The following is a 17920-nucleotide window of genomic DNA, read 5'->3' as shown; positions in this document are numbered from 1 at the left end:
GTGTTACTCCGCCGTCTGTTCAGCAAACAGCTGTAGCTGAATTTCACCCGCTTCCTCAAGCTCGCGGGCAATCCCCATGATTTCACGGCGGATCTGTTCAATACGGCTCACCGGAACCGGACCCAGGCGCGACGTTATCGCCTCCAGCTGTTGTACCTGACGCTTAGGCATCACGGCATAAATCGACCGGCGCAACAGCGCTTCGGTACCTTTCAGCGCCACAGCCCAGTCTTCCATCGGTACTTCATCAAGGAGACGACGGCGCACCTCATCACTTTGGCGGCTCAGGATAAAGAAGTCGTACATTTCGTCCTGCAACTGCTCAAGAACATCTTCATCGCGTTCACGCAGCTGATCGAGGATCACCTGTTGGTTACCCTGGAAGCGGTTAACGATATCCGCGGCCTGCTTGATTCCCTTCACTTTCGAACCATGTTCGGACAGCACCGACAGCCCACGTTCGATCAACCGATCCAGCTCATCCACAACATCGCGATTCACATCGTTGAGCTTGGCAACCCGATAGAGGATCTCGTTTTGCACCGACTCATTCATGTAAGACAGTACCGTGGCCGAGATCTCCGGCGTCAGGAAGGCAAGGAAGACGGCCTGCAATTGCAAATGTTCTTCTGAGATCAGTATCGCCAACTGGCGCGGTTCCACCCACTGTAAACGCGCCATCCGCGAGCGGATCTCATCACCATAAATGCCGTTGATCACGCTGCTGGCGATTTCTGTTCCCAGCGCTTTATTGAGGATCCCTTGCAGCATGGAACGCGAGGCACCGTTGATGCCGCTCTGCTCGCGGAACTCATCAAAAAAGTTATTGATCACTTTTTTCGCCATGCTGGTTTTCACGCCAGACAGACGCGCCATGTTTTCACTCAGACGAACCACCTCTTCACGGCTGAGCTTTTGCATCACCGTGGCTGCCGCCTCCTCGCCCAGACACAGCAATAAAATTGCGGCCTGTTCCAGGTAGCTGTTGTTACTGCCGTTATTTATTGTCAATTCGCTCATTGCTGGTAATCCATTGTCTGAGAACTTCAGCTACGCGATCGGTGTCGCTCATCGCCAGTTTTTGCAGGAACTCCAGCTTCACTTCCAGGCCGGAACTCTGCGAAGGCAGGCTGTCGTCACCAGGGAAAGAAGGCAGTTCGATATTTTTGCGTTCATCTTCAGCAGCCGCAAAATGGGGCTTGTCCGCAGGGATCGCGATCGGTGCGGCGTCCAGCGCCAGTTCAGGCGTAGAGGTCCGGCGGCGCTCGACAGTCAATCGTTTCATGACCGGGCGCACGACAAACAGCAGCAGCAGTAACGCCAGCAGGCCACAGCCAATTAAGCGAACCCAGGCCAGAATGCTGTCATCCTTCCATAAAGGCAGCGTCGGCTCGACGGGGATCGACTGCGGCACAAAGTTGAGCAGGGATAAGGACAGATTGTCGCCACGCTTTGCATCAATCCCGGCAGCGTTATTCAACAGCGCCATCAGCTGCGTAGTTTGTTCCGGTTTCCAGTTCTTTAATGCCGGCGCGCTCTGGTTGAGGACTATGGCCACATTTAAACGTTTGATGTCGAATCCAGGGTGCTGGATATGTTCAACGCTACGGTCCCAGGAGTAGTCGCGTTTGTTCTCGCTATGTTTTGACAGCGCGGCTGGCTGGCGTGAATCCTCAGGCGTCGTCCCTGTGGCGCCATTTCCCACCTGGTTTGCTGCCAACGGAGGACGATTGCTTAGCGAGCCGGGGATCCCCATGGCGATTTGGTTGGTATCACTATCGAGTACCGTTTCTTCACGATTAACCTTCGGCGTGTCACCGTAATGCTCTTGGGTTTCATCGATATTGCTCAGATCGAGATCCGGCATCACACTCACGCGGTAGTTGCCGGTTCCGACCAGCGAGTCGAGGACATTTGCGAGACTGGCGCGGGTCTTATCCTGAATATCTTTGAGGATCTGGTCGCGCTTACGCGTCGCCGCAGAAACGGCTTCTCCCGCGCCAATGCCGTCGGACAGTAAATTCCCCGCCTGGTCGACAACGCTAACCTTCGAGGCATTCAAATTGGGCACACTACCGGACACCAGATGCACAATGGCATTTACCTGGTCCATGTCCAGCTTGCTGCCATAATGCAGACGCACTACTACTGAAGCGCTGTTTTGCGGCTCATCGCTGACGACAAATGAACTCTCTTCATTCAGCGCCAGATGCACGCGGGCACTCTCAACGGCGTCCAGCGTCATGATGCTCTGCGCCAGTTCACCTTCCAGGCTCCGCTTATAGCGGACGTTCTGCACAAACTGACTGGCGCCCAGCACTTCGTCTTTATCCATCAGCTCGTAGCCGCTGGGCAGCATGGCTTGCACGCCTTTCGCCGCCAGCGTCATCCGCGTTTTCGACAGCGCCTCTTCCGGAACCAGAATTTGCCCGCTTTGCGGGTCGATACGATATTCCAGCTTTTCACCATCCAGCACGGTGACTATTTGTGAAACCGGGAGATGTTCCTGACTACCGTACAGCGAAACATAGCCGTGATTGCTGTTCCACAGCACGCTGACAATAATGGCTGTCGCCGCAATGGCCGCTGCCGCCAGTAACGCCAGACGTTTATTACCATCCAGGCGAAAAGAGAACGAGGGTAAAAACTGAGTGAGTTTTTTTATTAATTCATTCATAGCGTTAGACTGACATGCTCATCAGGTCATTGAATCCGGAAGCGACTTTATTTCTGACCTGAACCAGAGCAGAAAACGATAACGATGCCTGCTGACTGGCAATCATCGCCCCCGCCAGGTCGTCGCTTTTCCCCATCTCAATGGCCGTTTGTTTTTGCTCCGCGACCTGCTGAAATTGATCAACATGATTCAGCGCGCCTTGCATGACGTGGTCGAACGAGACCGGAGATGATGCCGACTGGGCGCCCACGGCGTTAATCTGCATCGGCGAAAGGACAGGCACCTGAGCGACTGCTTTCATCTGCTGCATGTCCTGCATCATTTGCGTCTGCATCGTACTGGCTGGGGCTATCGTATTTATGCTCATGACCTACTCTTAAAATTAAAAAAGCGTTCTCGCTACCACAGACTGATTCAGGAAAAGATCTCTATTCCCTGTTTTCGCATTGACGCCAGACGATAACGAAGCGCGCGTGGGGTAATGCCTAATAAATCAGCAATTTTGGTTTTATTACCCTGATATTTACGCATCAGGTCAGCGATATATTGATACTGCGCGCTACGGCCATGCTGACCCAGATTATCGCTGGTCGTTATTGGCATACTGGGCTTTGGCTGCCATTGCGGTTCGCTCCAGGAATCAGATTCAATGGATGGCAGGCCTAAGGTATCGGGATAAATGACACCATCACGATTCAGGATCATTCCCCGTTGGATAGCGTTCTCAAGTTGACGCACGTTCCCCGGCCATTCGTAGCTGAGTAACGCCCGGCGTGATGATTCAGAAAGCTTGATATTTTTAACCAGTACCGTGGAGTATTTTTTGATAAAGGACTCCGCCAGCGGAATAATGTCTTCCATACGCTCGCGCAGCGGCGGCATCGTCAACGGAATAACTGACAACCGATAATAGAGATCTTCTCTGAAGCGTCCTGCAGCCACTTCTTCTTCAAGATTTTTATTGGTACAGGCAATTAGACGGAAGTTCAGTTTGATTAAACGGTTACTGCCTAAGCGCTCAACCTGTTGCTCCTGCAATACACGCAATATTTTAGCCTGTAGCGCTAAAGGCATATCACCAATCTCATCCAGTAATAATGTACCGTTATTGGCTAATTCCATTTTCCCCGGCACGGTCGCCACTGCTCCGGTGAATGCCCCTTTGTCATAACCAAACAACGTGGCTTCGAGCATATTTTCAGGGATAGCGGCACAGTTCACCCCGATATAGGGGGCCTGTGGCTCCTGCGCAAACGTAATTGAATGGATAAATTTGGCGATACATTCTTTACCAGTACCGGTTTCACCATGGATAAGCACTGGAACATTAAACGCAGCAATACGCCTTGCCATTGAAAAAACATTGATACTGGAGGCTGCTTCGGCAATAAGTTCAAACATGATTATTTTACACTTAGAAGTAAAGTTAACATCCGTTACGAGAAATATACAAATCATTCCAAAGCACAATCATCGAATAATAGATATCGCCCGTGCCATGTTTTAATCCCATCCTTGCTCATGTTTTACCGCCCCATCAAAGGGCAGCCCTATCGAAGACTATTTCAAAATAGGGTTTTTCCTAAAAAAATAGTAACACCGGTGCCTTTAACAATCTTAAATTAAAAGATAATAAAATTATTATTACATAAAAAACAACAAGTTATGGATGTATAGGTATGAAACAAAGGCACACAAGACGTGCCTTACCAAGGTAAGAGGATTAGCGGGGAGCATCACGTATACGTAATTAATTATTTTTTAATTATAACCTGACACCATTAATAACTTGCAGAGGAGAGAGGTAAAATATCTAATGTCCAGCCCTACATCAGAGACGAGAGTAGGTACTGCATTTCATATCTAATGGACTTCAACAATATGAGAAAGCGTCAAGGATGAACCATAAATTAAATGGAGTAGTATTTTCTTTTATAACCGCGGGATTTGATATCAACTCATCCGCCCCAGAAATTACAGCTGAGAAAGCGTACCATGCTGAAATATAGTCAAACGCCCGGAATCTTTAAACTTGAAGGCAACCGGCTTGGGCGTCCTTATCATCGTCTGCCGACTATGTTTACGGGTAATTTTGATACAATTGAATCACATCTCGGAAACTATTTTCTGAAAAAACATCGCACAAATATAACACTCAGAAAAATACAATGTGAGATGGACGTTATCAATAAAAGCGCTGAGTTATTAGTCTCGCAGGTTGGACATTTGGCTTTTGATATCGATCGCGCGTTATTGTTAATGTTATTAGGTAACTTTTATGGCCTGACTTCATCGCTTGCAGACGAAAATTCAGAAGATGATTTACCAACCAAGACGGAAACCCGGCTGAGAAGCAGGCTGGCGCTGGATATTAGTAATATCATCTTTAATAAAAACATATCAGGCATTCCGCTGACGCTTAAACCTGACAGCAGTACTGTACAAACACATTGGGCTTATCAGCTCACTTTTGTTTTAGGTGATGAGGAGAATTGCAGTTTCCGCATCTTACTGGATGATTCCCATACCGATTACATTCTGAATTTAATCCGCCGTAGCGAGCACGGCGAGAAGAAAAAGCAGGTTGATAAAGCCAACGTTGAGATGCGTAAAAAAACGCTGATTAAAGAAATCATTCATACGCTGCCGCTGACCATGAACGTCAAGATTGCAGAAATTCCCCTCAATGTCGCCGACCTGACGACAATTAAAGCCGGGGATATTTTACCTATCGCAATGCCTGAAACTTTCCCTGTTTATATTGGGAAATCCGAATTATTTAATGCCCTGATCGTAGAGGACAAAGACAAACTGTTTTTATCCGAATTAACGAGCAAGACGGAGAAATCCTATGAGTAAGCCAGAAGATATTTTAGAGCAAGGTTTCGAGTTAGCGCCCGAAACAACCACGCCAACGGCACCGTCGGCAACAGAAACGTTGGTGGCGCGTTTAGAAGACCGCTTTTCCGAGTCGATGTCATTACTCAAACGTATTCCGGTCACGCTAACGCTGGAAGTGTCATCCGTGGAAGTGATGCTGTCCGATCTGCTGAACATTGATGACGACACCGTCATTGAGATGGACAAGCTTGCCGGTGAACCGCTGGATATTAAGGTTAATAACATCCTGCTGGGCAAGGCTGAAGTGGTGGTGGTCAATGAAAAATATGGCCTGCGCGTCCTTGAATTCAACACGCATGAAATCAACGACCTGGCACCATGAAACGCGCACCAACCCTCACGCTCATACTGGGTATCTCATTACTCATCCTTTCTCCCTTTGCCTGCGCGCAAGGGGGAGATATCCCGTTGCTGAATGTGATTTCACACGGTAATAGCCAGGAATACAGCGTAAAAATCCAGGTCCTGATCCTGATGACCCTGGTGGGCATTCTGCCAACCCTGGTACTGATGATGACCTGCTTTACGCGTTTTATTATTGTTCTCTCCCTGCTGCGCCAGGCGTTGGGGCTACAGCAAACGCCACCCAACCGCATACTGATAGGCATTGCGCTGTCGTTAACCATGCTGGTGATGCGTCCGGTCTGGATCAACATTTACGACCACGCGGTTGTGCCTTTTGAAAACGATCAAATCACGCTCCCTGACGCCCTGAGCACCGCCGCCTCGCCCCTGAAGCGCTTTATGCTGGCGCAGACTAACAAAAAAGCGATTGCGCAGATCATGACGATCGCCAACGCCAAAGGTAATGCAGCCGATCAGGATCTCTCCATTATCGTCCCGGCGTATGTGCTGAGCGAACTTAAAACCGCCTTCCAAATAGGCTTCATGATTTACATCCCGTTCCTGGTGATCGACCTGATCGTCGCCAGCGTGCTGATGGCGATGGGGATGATGATGCTGTCCCCGCTGATCGTTTCCCTCCCCTTTAAGCTGATGCTGTTTGTGCTTATTGACGGTTGGGCGCTGACCGTCGGTACGCTGACCTCCAGTATTCGCGGTCTGGGACTGGGCTAACGGAGATCGGATATGTTAACCATTGATGTAGCCGCAGATATCGTCGCCAGCGGAATAAAAGTCGTGATCATTTTAGTCTGCGTGTTGGTCGTTCCCAGCCTGCTGGTGGGGATGCTGGTCAGCATTTTTCAGGCCGTTACGCAGATTAACGAACAAACGCTCAGCTTTTTGCCCAGGCTTATCGTCACCCTCGCAGTTTTGGGCATTAGCGGAAAATGGATGATCGTCCAGTTAAGCGATCTCTGCGTGCATCTGTTCACTCAGGCCGCCATTCTGGTGCACTGACATGCGCGAAACAGACGTTACACAGTTAAGTAACCTGATACTGGACATGTGGTTTCCATTCGTGCGCATTATGGCGTTTATTCACTACGCGCCGGTACTGGATAACGCGGCGCTCACGGTGCGAATACGCATAATTTTGTCCCTGGCGCTGGCCTTTATCATTACGCCGCTTATTCCCCATCCGGTTCCTGACAGCCTGCTGTCGATCAACAGCATTATTTTGACCGCAGAGCAGTTTCTGTGGGGCATGCTTTTCGGCCTGATGCTGCAGTTTTTATTTTTAGCGCTGCAGCTGGCGGGCCAGATCCTCTCTTTCAATATGGGGATGAGCATGGCGGTGATGAACGACCCCAGCAGCGGCGCATCAACGACGGTACTGGCGGAGATGATCAACATCTACGCGGTGATCCTGTTCTTTGCGATGGATGGGCATTTGCTGCTGGTGAGCATTTTATTCAAAGGCTTTACTTACTGGCCGATTGGTAATGCGCTGCATCCACAATCTTTGCGCACCATTTCCCTGGGGCTGGGCTGGGTGTTTGCCGCGGCCACCCTGCTGGCGCTGCCGACAACCTTTATCATGTTGATTGTCCAGGGCTGCTTTGGCCTGCTGAACCGCATTGCGCCTCAGCTCAACCTGTACTCATTAGGTTTTCCGATCAACATGCTGGCGGGTCTTGTCTGCTTTGCGACTCTGCTTTACAACCTGCCCGACCACTATTTGCACCTGGCAAATTTCGTCTTGCAGCAACTTGACGCGCTCAAGGGGCACTATGGCGGATAGCAGCAGCGAAGAAAAAACAGAAAAACCCTCGGCGCAAAAACTTCGCAAAGCCAGGCAAGAGGGGCAAATTCCACGCTCAAAAGATATGGGGCTTGCCGCCAGTCTGTTTGCCGCGTTTATGGTGATCTCCAGCAGCTTCCCCTGGTATGAAGATTTTGTCCGCGAAAGCTTTATCAGTGTGCATCAGTATGCGCAGAACATTAATGATCCAGACATTATCGGCCAGTTCCTTGAGCACCATCTGCTGATTTTAGCCAAGTTCATCCTGACGCTGTTACCCATGCCGGTTGCCGCGCTGTTTGCCTCGCTGATTCCCGGAGGCTGGCTGTTCCTGCCGAAGAAAATTTTGCCGGACTTTAGCAAATTAAGCCCGCTCAAAGGGATTGGCCGTCTGTTTTCCACCGACCATCTGGTGGACACCGGCAAGATGACGCTCAAAGCGATGGTACTGCTGGTGATGCTGTGGATTAGCGTACGCAATAACGTTGCCGCCTTTCTGGGGCTACAGGAGCTGTATTTCAAACAGGCCGTCAGCGATGGCCTGGCGCTGTACAGCAGCATCATGCGCAACTTTGTCATCCTGTTTATTTTTTTCGCTCTGATTGATGTTCCTCTGGCGAAAAAAATGTTCACCAAAGGGTTGAAGATGACCAAACAGGAAGTGAAGGAAGAGTATAAAAATCAGGAAGGTAAGCCGGAGGTACGGGCCAGGATCCGTCGCCTGCAACGGCAAATGACGATGGGGCAAATTCGCAAGGTGGTGCCAAAAGCCGATGTGGTGATCACCAACCCAACCCACTATGCCGTGGCGCTACAGTATGACCAGTCGCGCGCCGCCGCGCCCTTCGTTGTCGCCAAAGGCACCGATGAAATCGCGCTGTATATCCGTCAGGTGGCGGCGGAGAGCAATATTGAGATTGTTGAATTTCCTAAGCTGGCGCGCTCCGTTTATTACACCACCCAGGTCAATCAACAGATCCCATTTCAACTTTATCGGGCGATAGCACACGTCCTGACCTATGTACTGCAAATGAAGCACTGGCGTGACGGTTCACAAGCACGCCCTTCGCTGAACAGACATATTTCCATTCCAAAAGAGGTTCTTAAACTGGATGCCGAAAACAACTAAACAATTCCTCGCGCTGCTGCGTAACGGTAACATCGGCATTCCGCTGGTCATACTGTCTATCCTGGCGATGGTGATCCTGCCATTACCACCGGCCGTGCTGGATATTCTGTTCACCTTTAACATCGTGCTGGCGGTGATGGTGCTGTTGGTGGCCGTTTCCGCGAAACGCCCGCTCGAATTCAGCCTGTTCCCGACCATTTTGCTGATCACCACCTTAATGCGCTTGACGCTGAACGTAGCATCAACGCGCGTGGTGTTACTGCACGGCCATATGGGCGCAGGCGCTGCCGGTAAGGTGATTGAGTCCTTTGGTCAGGTGGTGATCGGCGGTAACTTTGTCGTCGGTTTTGTGGTGTTCATCATCCTGATGATCATCAACTTTATCGTGGTTACCAAGGGTGCCGAGCGTATCTCCGAGGTTTCGGCCCGCTTTACGCTGGACGCCATGCCCGGGAAGCAGATGGCGATCGATGCCGATCTGAACGCAGGCCTGATTAATCAGGCCCAGGCGCAGGCGCGACGTAAAGATGTGGCGGGCGAAGCGGACTTCTATGGCGCAATGGACGGTGCGTCGAAGTTCGTGCGCGGTGATGCCATCGCCGGGATGATGATCCTGGCCATCAACCTGATAGGCGGCGTCTGTATCGGTATTTTCAAATACGATTTAAGCGCCGAAGCCGCATTCCAGCAATACGTACTGATGACCATCGGCGACGGTCTGGTCGCCCAGATCCCGTCTCTGCTGCTGTCGACGGCGGCGGCGATTATCGTTACTCGCGTGAGCGACAGCGGTGATATCGCCACAGACGTGCGTAGCCAGTTGCTGGCCAGCCCCTCCGTACTCTATACCGCCACCAGCATTATGTTTGTACTGGCGGTTGTACCGGGAATGCCGCATTTCCCGTTCCTGGTGTTCAGCGCCCTGATGGGTTTCACCGCCTGGCGTATGAGCAAGCGCCCGAAGGTGGCTGAAACTGAAGAGAAAAATCTTGAGACGCTGACTAAAACCATCGTTGAAACTACTGAGCAACAGGTCAGTTGGGAAACTATTCCTTTGATCGAGCCAATCAGCCTGAGCCTGGGGTACAAGCTGGTATCGCTGGTAGACAAATCCAAAGGGAATCCGCTCACTCAACGTATTCGCGGTGTACGGCAGGTTATCTCAGACACTAACGGCGTGCTGCTCCCGGAAATTCGCATCCGCGAAAACTTCCGTCTAAAACCGACCCAGTACGCCATTTTTATCAATGGGATCAAGGCTGATGAGGCCGATATTCCCTCAGATAAGTTGATGGCGCTGCCCTCCAGTGAAACGTATGGCGAGATCGATGGTGTTTTAGGCCACGATCCGGCCTACGGTATGCCGGTGACGTGGATTGTCCCGGCGCAAAAAGCCAAAGCGCTAAATATGGGGTATCAGGTCATTGATAGTGCCAGCGTCATTGCGACGCATGTGAATAAGGTCATTCGCAACTTTATTCCCGACCTGTTTAACTACGATGATATTACCCAACTGCATAACCGCCTCTCTTCGATGGCCCCCCGTCTGGCGGAAGATCTGAGCGCGGCGCTGAATTACAGCCAGCTCTTGAAGGTTTATCGGGCGCTGCTGGTCGAAGGCGTACCGCTGCGCGATATCGTTACCATTGCCACCGTACTGGTCGCCAGTAGCGCTGTCACTAAAGATCATATTCTGTTGACGGCAGATGTGCGTCTGGCGCTCCGTCGCAGCATTACCCATCCGTTTGTGCGCAAAGATGAGCTGGCGGTCTACACGCTGAATAATGAGCTGGAGAATCTGCTGGCTAATGTAGTGAATCAGGCTCAGCAAAGCGGCAAAGTGGTGCTCGATAGCGTACCGGTCGATCCTAATATGCTGAATCAGTTCCAGACCAATATGCCGCAGATTAAAGAACAGATGAAAGCCGCGGGTAAAGAGCCGGTACTGCTGGTCGCACCGCAGCTACGTCCTCTGCTTGCGCGCTATGCGCGCCTGTTTGCACCAGGCTTACAGGTGTTGTCATATAACGAAGTTCCGGATGAGCTGGAATTAAAGATCATGGGGGCGTTGAGTTAACCCCTGACGAGGCGGTGCCATTCGCACCGCCTTTTTGATTACAGAATGGTATTTTCCGTCAGAATACGACGAGCGCCGAGATAATGATCCTGCCAGAAGGCATCGGATAAATTGCTCACCCGAATCGTTTCTCCCGTACGCGGCGATTCAATAAATTGTCCCTGCCCCAAATAGACGCCCATATGATCGGCAATATCCCGACTGTGAATATGAAAGAACAATAAATCACCACGACGAAGGTCACGATTAGCGACGATGGTCGCCCGCCGATAGTGATACATTTCATTCGCCGTACGTGGCAATTTTGCTGCCAGAATTTTGTTGTAGGCATAAAAGATCAGCCCGCTACAGTCAAAGCCTTGTTCCGGGCTGGTCCCGCCCCACAAATAGGGTTTACCTAACTGCTGCTCAAGACGGTGGATTGCCACTTCGGTTATGTTGTGCAGATGATCGCTACTGAGAAAATGGTCATTCTCAGCCAGCTCCTGCCAGCGTTGATCGCTCGCTTTTAGTGGCCCCGGGAACCACTCCGGGTGCTGTTTAATCAGCGTCCTGTTTTGCTGGCGCAGCGCGCTTTTACTTTGCGCATTACCTTCCACCACATAACTTGCCTGCTTTTTTACCTGCGTGTGGTACTGCTTCAGCAGCCGGGCGCGGTTACGCATGCGTAATTGCGCCGCATAGCTTAAATGGGCGTCAGATAAGAGGGGCTGAACTTTGGCGACAGACGGCGAGGACAACACAACACACAAAGACAGCAGACCCGGCAAAAAGCGTCGGGGCGCAGAGACAAAAGACATGAAAACAACACTACCTAATCAAACACGTTCGCCGCAGTCTACCGCTATTGCCGGGCATTCCATTTTAATATTCGATTATTAAATTATTAATTTTTTAAATTCAATATATTAGGAATTCTGCACTCAGAAGACTTAATGACGTGCGCTAACCCACAAAATACGTCAGTGTCTGACTGCCTTTAAGCACAATTTTCCGTATAAAGAAAATCTAAAGTGTAAACGCCGCACGAGAGACTTGCGAAAAACTCTCTGGGTGATAATGTGAGCGCTCCAGATCCAGATTTATCCGATTTGGGAACTCTTTTTGCCGTCCTGGCGTGTGTAATCGTTTTATCAAGGAATAAGCAGTATGCGTAAAATCGCATTTTTTCTTGCGATGCTTTTATTGCCGTGCGTTTCATTTGCCGGTTTGCTGAGCAGCAGCAGCCCGACTACGCCTGTCAGCAAAGAATATAAGCAGCAATTAATGGGCTCCCCCGTCTATATCCAGATCTTCAAAGAAGAGCGAACGCTGGATCTGTACGTCAAGATGGGCGAACAGTATCAATTGCTCGACAGCTATAAGATCTGCAATTATTCCGGCGGCTTAGGTCCGAAACAGCGTCAGGGCGATTTCAAAAGCCCGGAAGGGTTTTACAGCGTACAGCGCGGACAGCTGAAACCGGATAGCCGCTTTTATAAAGCGATTAACATTGGTTTCCCTAACGCCTACGACCGCGCACACGGTTATGAAGGTAAATACCTGATGATCCACGGTGCCTGCGTTTCCGTCGGCTGCTACGCAATGACCGACAACGGCATTGATGAGATTTTCCAGTTTGTCACCGGCGCACTGGTGTTTGGGCAGTCCAGCGTGCAGGTTAGCATTTATCCATTCCGCATGACCGATGCCAACATGCAGCGCCATAAGTTCTCGTATTACAAAGAATTCTGGGCGCAGCTAAAGCCGGGATACGATTACTTTGAACAAACGCGTAAGCCACCGACCGTTTCCGTCGTCGATGGCCGTTACGTTATCAGCAAGCCGTTGAGTCACGAAGTGGTTCAGCCGCAACTGGCATCAAACTATACGCTCCCCGAGACAAAATAACGCCCACTCGCCTGGCATAATCTTTTGCCAGGTTTCATTGCCGGTTAGCGGCTGAGTGGCAATCACGGTGACCACATCATTGGGTGTGGTCTCTGAGCTAAAATCGATTTCCACATCCTGATCCAGCAGTGTCGCCACGCCAAACGGCGCACGACGGGTGATCCAAAACAGGTTGGTCGAACAGAAAGCCATCACATAACGCCCGTCAGACAACAGCATGTTGAAGACGCCCTTCTCACGCAATTCTCCTGCCAGCATCGCGATATATTTAAACACTGCCGTCATATTGCCAGGCGTACGCGGATAACGTTCAGTCAGCTTGTGGAGCAGCCAGCAGAAAGCTTTTTCGCTGTCGGTTTCCCCGACCGGGCGGAAATTACCGGTTTCCAGCGATTTATAGCCGCTGAGCTGTCCGTTATGAGCGTACGTCCAGTTACGTCCCCACAGTTCACGCGTAAATGGATGGGTATTTTCCAATGCCACTTCGCCACGATTCGCCTGACGAATATGGGCAATCACGGAACAGGATTTGATGGGATAGTCTTGTACCAGTTTGGCGATAGGCGAATTAAAGCTGGGTTGCGGATCTTTAAACGTACGGCAGCCCTTACCTTCATAAAACGTAATACCCCAGCCGTCTTTGTGCGGCCCGGTACCTCCGCCGCGCTGAACCAGCCCGGTGAAGCTAAAGCAGATATCGGTTGGCACATTGGCGCTCATCCCGAGCAGTTCGCACATACATCACCTCCACAAACGCCTTTAAGCGGGAAGGCGTAATTGTTGCAGCCAGTTTAGATTCGGACAGCGCGCAGAAACCGGAGCGTACACGTAGTACGTGAGGATTTCGGGCACTGCCCGGATTCAAAATGGCAAATAAAATAGCCTTCTTACTTCACCATCTCTTTTTCGATCAACTGGATCAGGATATGGATCACTTTGATATGAATTTCCTGAATGCGGTCAGCATAGCCAAAGTGCGGCACGCGAATTTCGATATCCGCACTACCCGCCATTTTGCCGCCATCTTTACCAGTCAGGGTGATGACTTTCATCCCTTTCTCACGCGCTGCGGCAATCGCTTTAATCACGTTACCGGAGTTACCCGAAGTAGAGATGCCTAACAGGACATCGCCTTCGCGACCCACGGCTTCAACGTAGCGGGAGAAGACATAATCGTAACCGAAATCGTTGCTGACGCAGGAGATATGGCTGACATCAGAAATAGCGATCGCCGGGTAGCCTGGGCGGTTTTCGCGATAACGTCCGGTCAGCTCTTCGGCGAAGTGCATCGCGTCGCAATGGGAACCGCCGTTACCGCAAGAAAGTACCTTACCGCCAGCTTTAAAGCTGTCTGCCAACAGGACCGCCGCGCGCTGAATGGCGTGAATATTGGCGTCATCTTTAAGAAAATTAGCCAGCGTTTCCGCCGCTTCGCTCAGTTCGTTACGAATAAGATCCTGGTACATGAGGATATCCTTCAGCATGAATGTAAATGACAAGATGCAGTGTACCGGATAGCGCTACCAGCGAGAAGTACAAGCCACAGGAATGGCTGCGGCTTTTGATTTTTTGTGCCGGTTAAAACAGCAACAATGTGAGCTTTGTTGTAATTATTTTGTAAACACATTGCTAAAAGAATTTACATCCACTACAACCATATCATCACAAGTGGTCAGACCTCCTACAAGCAAGGGAGCTTTTCGTTATGATGATTTTGAGTATTATCGCTACGGTTGTTCTGCTCAGCGTTCTGTTTTATCACCGCGTGAGCTTATTCCTCAGCAGCTTAATTTTGCTCGCCTGGACAGCAGCGCTTGGCGTGGTTGGCCTGTGGTCAATCTGGCTGCTGGTTCCTCTGGCCATTCTCCTCGTACCGTTTAACTTTACGCCAATGCGCAAATCCATGATCTCTGCGCCAGTGTTCCGCGGTTTCCGTAAAGTCATGCCGCCGATGTCGCGCACTGAGAAAGAGGCGATTGATGCCGGTACAACCTGGTGGGAAGGCGACCTGTTCCAGGGCAAGCCAGACTGGAAAAAACTGCATAACTATCCTCAGCCGCATCTGACAGCTGAAGAACAAGCGTTTATTGACGGCCCGGTGGAAGAAGCCTGCCGCATGGCGAACGACTTCCAGATCACCCATGAACTCGCGGATCTGCCGCCGGAACTGTGGGCGTATCTGAAAGAGCACCGCTTCTTCGCGATGATCATTAAGAAAGAGTACGGCGGGCTGGAATTCTCCGCATATGCTCAGGCTCGCGTTCTGCAGAAACTCTCCGGCGTTTCCGGGATCCTGGCGATCACCGTTGGCGTACCTAACTCCTTAGGCCCTGGCGAACTGCTGCAGCATTACGGCACCGAAGAGCAGAAGAATCATTACCTGCCGCGTCTGGCTCGTGGTCAGGAGATCCCCTGCTTTGCTCTGACCAGCCCGGAAGCGGGTTCCGACGCAGGCGCGATCCCTGATACCGGCGTGGTTTGTATGGGCGACTGGCAGGGCCAGCAGGTGCTGGGTATGCGCCTGACCTGGAATAAGCGTTATATCACGCTGGCGCCTATCGCTACCGTACTGGGTCTGGCATTTAAACTCTCCGACCCGGAAAAACTGCTGGGTGGTGAAGAAGATCTCGGCATTACCTGTGCGCTGATCCCAACGTCAACGCCAGGCGTACAAATTGGGCGTCGACACTTCCCACTGAACGTACCGTTCCAGAACGGTCCGACGCTGGGCAAAGATGTCTTCGTGCCGATTGATTACATCATCGGTGGCCCAAAAATGGCCGGTCAGGGCTGGCGCATGCTGGTGGAATGTCTGTCCGTGGGACGCGGTATTACCCTGCCGTCTAACTCGACGGGCGGCGTGAAATCGGTCGCAATGGCAACCGGCGCGTATGCGCACATTCGTCGCCAGTTCAAAATCTCTATCGGTAAGATGGAAGGTATTGAAGAGCCGTTGGCACGTATTGCGGGTAACGCGTACGTGATGGATGCAGCGGCGTCGCTGATTACCTACGGTATTATGCTGGGTGAAAAACCGGCGGTGCTGTCGGCCATCGTGAAGTATCACTGTACCCACCGTGGACAGCAGTCAATCATCGATGCAATGGATATTACTGGCGGTAAAGGCATTATGCTTGGCGAAAGCAACTTCCTCGCCCGTGCTTATCAGGGCGCGCCTATCGCCATTACCGTTGAAGGTGCCAACATTCTGACCCGGAGCATGATGATCTTCGGTCAGGGGGCGATTCGCTGCCATCCGTACGTTCTGGAAGAGATGGCTGCGGCACAGAGTAACGATGTGAATGCATTCGACAAGCTGCTGTTCAAACACATCGGCCACGTCGGTAGTAACAAAGTGCGCAGCTTCTGGTTGGGCCTGACGCGCGGCTTAACCAGCAGCACGCCAACCGGCGATGCGACCAAACGTTACTACCAGCATCTGAACCGTCTGAGCGCTAACCTGGCACTGCTTTCGGATGTCTCCATGGCTGTACTCGGCGGTAGCCTGAAGCGCCGTGAACGTATCTCCGCGCGTCTGGGCGATGTGTTAAGTCAGCTGTATCTGGCCTCTGCGGTACTGAAGCGTTATGACGATGAAGGCCGTAATGAAGCAGACCTGCCGTTGGTTCACTGGGGCGTTCAGGATGCGTTGTACAAAGCGGAACAGGCGATGGACGACCTGCTGAAAAACTTCCCGAACCGACTGGTCGCGGGCCTGCTGAATGTGGTTATCTTCCCTACCGGTCGCCACTACCATGCACCGTCTGACAAGCTGGATCATAAAGTCGCGAAGATTCTGCAGGTTCCGAGCGCCACCCGTTCTCGCCTTGGCCGCGGTCAATACCTGACGCCGAGCGAGCATAACCCGGTAGGTTTGCTGGAAGAGGCTTTGCTGGATGTGATTGCAGCTGACCCTATCCACCAGCGGATCTGCAAAGAGCTGGGTAAAAACCTGCCGTTTACCCGCCTGGATGAACTGGCGCACAATGCGCTGGCTAAAGGGCTGATTGATAAAGACGAAGCCGCAATTCTGGTGAAAGCCGAAGCGAGTCGTCTGCGTAGCATCAACGTGGATGACTTTGAACCCGAGGCGCTGGCGACTCAGCCGGTAAAGCTGCCAGAGAAGGTGCGTAAAGTCGAAGCCGCGTAACGACACACGCACAACGTTTAGCCCCGCTTAATGCGGGGCTTTTTATTGCCACATTTCCGTTAGAGCTCATGCTACAGTGTCAAAATGTTGTTCAATGAGGAGCCTCGATCGTGCCCGGTTTGAAAATTACTCTGCTGCAACAACCGCTGATCTGGATGGATGGCCCGGCCAACCTGCGCCATTTCGACCGCCAACTGGAAACCGTCACCGGACGTGATGTCATTGTGTTACCTGAAATGTTTACCAGCGGATTTGCCATGGAAGCGGCAAGCAAATCGCTGCCGCAGGAAGAGGTTGTCAGTTGGATGCGCACTAAGGCGCAACAGACGAACGCCCTTATAGCAGGCAGCGCCGCTCTCCTGTCTGAACGTGGCCCGGTAAACCGCTTTTTGCTGGTCGAACCCGAAGGTAATGTCCATTTCTATGACAAGCGCCATCTGTTCCGCATGGCGGATGAACATCAACATTATCAGGCGGGTGACGCGCGGGTTATTTTTGAATGGCGCGGCTGGCGCATTCTGCCGTTGGTCTGTTATGACCTGCGTTTTCCGGTATGGTCGCGCAACCGCAACGATTACGACCTGGCATTGTATGTCGCCAACTGGCCGGCGCCGCGTTCGCTACACTGGCAGGTTCTGCTCACCGCGCGGGCAATTGAGAACCAGGCTTATGTAGCAGGATGTAACCGCGTGGGTACTGACGGTAACGGCCATCATTATCGCGGTGACAGCCGGGTGATTAATCCACAGGGGGAGATTATTGCCACCGCCGAGCCACATCAGGCTACGCGCATTGACGCTGAACTGTCACTCTCGGCGCTGCGCGAGTACCGCGAGAAATTCCCCGCCTGGCAGGACGCTGACCCGTTCACGCTGTAGATATCGCCTTCTTCCCGCTGCACAACGTTTTGCGTAGCGGGATTGTTTCACTCCGTAACCAACCGCAAAACA

At 51.6% G+C, this 17920-nt stretch carries 17 protein-coding genes; 10 read left to right on the top strand and 7 right to left on the bottom strand.

Annotation, left to right across the window (positions count from 1 at the left end; all coding sequences use genetic code 11):
- Positions 1-3: 3 nt before the first annotated feature.
- The 4 genes from WC7_RS20980 to WC7_RS20995 are packed head-to-tail and all read right to left on the bottom strand — an operon-like array spanning position 4 to position 4078.
- On the bottom strand, positions 4-1020 hold the full coding sequence (locus WC7_RS20980; protein ID WP_003838846.1) for a flagellar motor switch protein FliG: 1017 nt from the start codon (positions 1018-1020) through the stop codon (positions 4-6).
- A complete protein-coding gene (gene fliF, locus WC7_RS20985; protein ID WP_016151828.1) occupies positions 998-2677 on the bottom strand; it encodes a flagellar basal-body MS-ring/collar protein FliF in 1680 nt (559 codons plus the stop codon). Before fliF ends, WC7_RS20980 begins: the two co-directional genes overlap by 23 nt.
- A gap of 4 nt (positions 2678-2681) precedes the next feature.
- On the bottom strand, positions 2682-3044 hold the full coding sequence (locus WC7_RS20990) for a flagellar hook-basal body complex protein FliE (protein ID WP_016151827.1): 363 nt from the start codon (positions 3042-3044) through the stop codon (positions 2682-2684).
- A 47-nt stretch (positions 3045-3091) separates the two neighbouring features.
- On the bottom strand, positions 3092-4078 hold the full coding sequence (locus WC7_RS20995) for a sigma-54 interaction domain-containing protein (RefSeq protein WP_016151826.1): 987 nt from the start codon (positions 4076-4078) through the stop codon (positions 3092-3094).
- Between the two features lie 594 nt (positions 4079-4672).
- Between WC7_RS20995 and WC7_RS21000 the strand changes: the two genes are divergently transcribed.
- The 7 genes from WC7_RS21000 to WC7_RS21030 are packed head-to-tail and all read left to right on the top strand — an operon-like array spanning position 4673 to position 10930.
- Entirely contained in the window at positions 4673-5536 is an 864-nt protein-coding gene (locus WC7_RS21000; protein WP_016151825.1) for a FliM/FliN family flagellar motor switch protein, read from the top strand.
- Positions 5529-5900, top strand: coding sequence for a FliM/FliN family flagellar motor switch protein (locus tag WC7_RS21005; RefSeq protein WP_016151824.1), 372 nt, complete (start codon positions 5529-5531; stop codon positions 5898-5900). The genes WC7_RS21000 and WC7_RS21005 overlap by 8 nt, the downstream gene beginning before the upstream one ends.
- Entirely contained in the window at positions 5897-6655 is a 759-nt protein-coding gene (gene fliP, locus WC7_RS21010; RefSeq protein ID WP_016151823.1) for a flagellar type III secretion system pore protein FliP, read from the top strand. Before WC7_RS21005 ends, fliP begins: the two co-directional genes overlap by 4 nt.
- Before the next feature lie 12 nt (positions 6656-6667).
- Complete coding sequence (locus tag WC7_RS21015; protein WP_016151822.1) at positions 6668-6940, top strand: flagellar biosynthetic protein FliQ; 273 nt, start codon at positions 6668-6670, stop codon at positions 6938-6940.
- Position 6941: 1 nt separating this feature from the next.
- Positions 6942-7724 (top strand): flagellar biosynthetic protein FliR, encoded by a 783-nt coding sequence (gene fliR, locus WC7_RS21020; protein ID WP_016151821.1) that lies wholly within the window; start codon positions 6942-6944, stop codon positions 7722-7724.
- Positions 7714-8853, top strand: a complete 1140-nt coding sequence (gene flhB, locus WC7_RS21025) for a flagellar type III secretion system protein FlhB (protein ID WP_016151820.1) — start codon at positions 7714-7716, stop codon at positions 8851-8853. The genes fliR and flhB overlap by 11 nt, the downstream gene beginning before the upstream one ends.
- Entirely contained in the window at positions 8837-10930 is a 2094-nt protein-coding gene (locus tag WC7_RS21030; RefSeq protein WP_016151819.1) for a flagellar biosynthesis protein FlhA, read from the top strand. Before flhB ends, WC7_RS21030 begins: the two co-directional genes overlap by 17 nt.
- A 38-nt stretch (positions 10931-10968) precedes the next feature.
- On the opposite strand, the gene WC7_RS21035 is transcribed toward WC7_RS21030, so the two are convergent.
- Positions 10969-11730, bottom strand: a complete 762-nt coding sequence (locus WC7_RS21035; protein ID WP_016151818.1) for a C40 family peptidase — start codon at positions 11728-11730, stop codon at positions 10969-10971.
- A gap of 349 nt (positions 11731-12079) precedes the next feature.
- Here WC7_RS21035 and dpaA point away from each other — a divergent pair, with 349 nt between their 5' ends.
- On the top strand, positions 12080-12820 hold the full coding sequence (dpaA, locus tag WC7_RS21040) for a peptidoglycan meso-diaminopimelic acid protein amidase (protein WP_016151817.1): 741 nt from the start codon (positions 12080-12082) through the stop codon (positions 12818-12820).
- Here dpaA and WC7_RS21045 read toward each other — a convergent pair.
- Together WC7_RS21045 and lpcA are read right to left on the bottom strand one after the other, a co-directional pair.
- Positions 12791-13558, bottom strand: a complete 768-nt coding sequence (locus WC7_RS21045) for a class II glutamine amidotransferase (RefSeq protein ID WP_016151816.1) — start codon at positions 13556-13558, stop codon at positions 12791-12793. The genes dpaA and WC7_RS21045 overlap by 30 nt on opposite strands.
- A gap of 149 nt (positions 13559-13707) precedes the next feature.
- A complete protein-coding gene (lpcA, locus tag WC7_RS21050; protein WP_016151815.1) occupies positions 13708-14286 on the bottom strand; it encodes a D-sedoheptulose 7-phosphate isomerase in 579 nt (192 codons plus the stop codon).
- Positions 14287-14525: 239 nt separating this feature from the next.
- Here lpcA and fadE point away from each other — a divergent pair, with 239 nt between their 5' ends.
- Positions 14526-16970, top strand: coding sequence for an acyl-CoA dehydrogenase FadE (gene fadE, locus WC7_RS21055; RefSeq protein WP_016151814.1), 2445 nt, complete (start codon positions 14526-14528; stop codon positions 16968-16970).
- A gap of 110 nt (positions 16971-17080) precedes the next feature.
- Positions 17081-17848 carry an amidohydrolase gene (locus WC7_RS21060; RefSeq protein WP_016151813.1) on the top strand — a complete coding sequence of 256 codons (768 nt, stop codon included), beginning with the start codon at positions 17081-17083 and terminating at the stop codon, positions 17846-17848.
- Positions 17849-17920 lie beyond the last annotated feature (72 nt).

This window comes from Citrobacter sp. KTE151, from assembly GCF_000398845.1.
GTDB classification, from domain to species: Bacteria; Pseudomonadota; Gammaproteobacteria; order Enterobacterales; family Enterobacteriaceae; genus Citrobacter; species Citrobacter braakii.
This window is presented reverse-complemented; position numbering and strand designations above follow the sequence as displayed.

What these genes read in the sequence shown, in the direction of transcription:
- WC7_RS21015 (WP_016151822.1), top strand. Translation starts at nt 6,668, where the DNA reads ATGTTAACCATTGATGTAGCCGCAGATATCGTCGCCAGCGGAATAAAA.
- WC7_RS20980 (WP_003838846.1), bottom strand. Translation starts at nt 1,020, where the DNA reads ATGAGCGAATTGACAATAAATAACGGCAGTAACAACAGCTACCTGGAA.
- fliR (WP_016151821.1), top strand. Translation starts at nt 6,942, where the DNA reads ATGCGCGAAACAGACGTTACACAGTTAAGTAACCTGATACTGGACATG.
- WC7_RS21000 (WP_016151825.1), top strand. Translation starts at nt 4,673, where the DNA reads ATGCTGAAATATAGTCAAACGCCCGGAATCTTTAAACTTGAAGGCAAC.
- WC7_RS20995 (WP_016151826.1), bottom strand. Translation starts at nt 4,078, where the DNA reads ATGTTTGAACTTATTGCCGAAGCAGCCTCCAGTATCAATGTTTTTTCA.
- WC7_RS21035 (WP_016151818.1), bottom strand. Translation starts at nt 11,730, where the DNA reads ATGTCTTTTGTCTCTGCGCCCCGACGCTTTTTGCCGGGTCTGCTGTCT.
- WC7_RS21030 (WP_016151819.1), top strand. Translation starts at nt 8,837, where the DNA reads ATGCCGAAAACAACTAAACAATTCCTCGCGCTGCTGCGTAACGGTAAC.
- WC7_RS20990 (WP_016151827.1), bottom strand. Translation starts at nt 3,044, where the DNA reads ATGAGCATAAATACGATAGCCCCAGCCAGTACGATGCAGACGCAAATG.
- fliP (WP_016151823.1), top strand. Translation starts at nt 5,897, where the DNA reads ATGAAACGCGCACCAACCCTCACGCTCATACTGGGTATCTCATTACTC.
- WC7_RS21005 (WP_016151824.1), top strand. Translation starts at nt 5,529, where the DNA reads ATGAGTAAGCCAGAAGATATTTTAGAGCAAGGTTTCGAGTTAGCGCCC.
- dpaA (WP_016151817.1), top strand. Translation starts at nt 12,080, where the DNA reads ATGCGTAAAATCGCATTTTTTCTTGCGATGCTTTTATTGCCGTGCGTT.
- WC7_RS21045 (WP_016151816.1), bottom strand. Translation starts at nt 13,558, where the DNA reads ATGTGCGAACTGCTCGGGATGAGCGCCAATGTGCCAACCGATATCTGC.
- fliF (WP_016151828.1), bottom strand. Translation starts at nt 2,677, where the DNA reads ATGAATGAATTAATAAAAAAACTCACTCAGTTTTTACCCTCGTTCTCT.
- flhB (WP_016151820.1), top strand. Translation starts at nt 7,714, where the DNA reads ATGGCGGATAGCAGCAGCGAAGAAAAAACAGAAAAACCCTCGGCGCAA.
- fadE (WP_016151814.1), top strand. Translation starts at nt 14,526, where the DNA reads ATGATGATTTTGAGTATTATCGCTACGGTTGTTCTGCTCAGCGTTCTG.
- lpcA (WP_016151815.1), bottom strand. Translation starts at nt 14,286, where the DNA reads ATGTACCAGGATCTTATTCGTAACGAACTGAGCGAAGCGGCGGAAACG.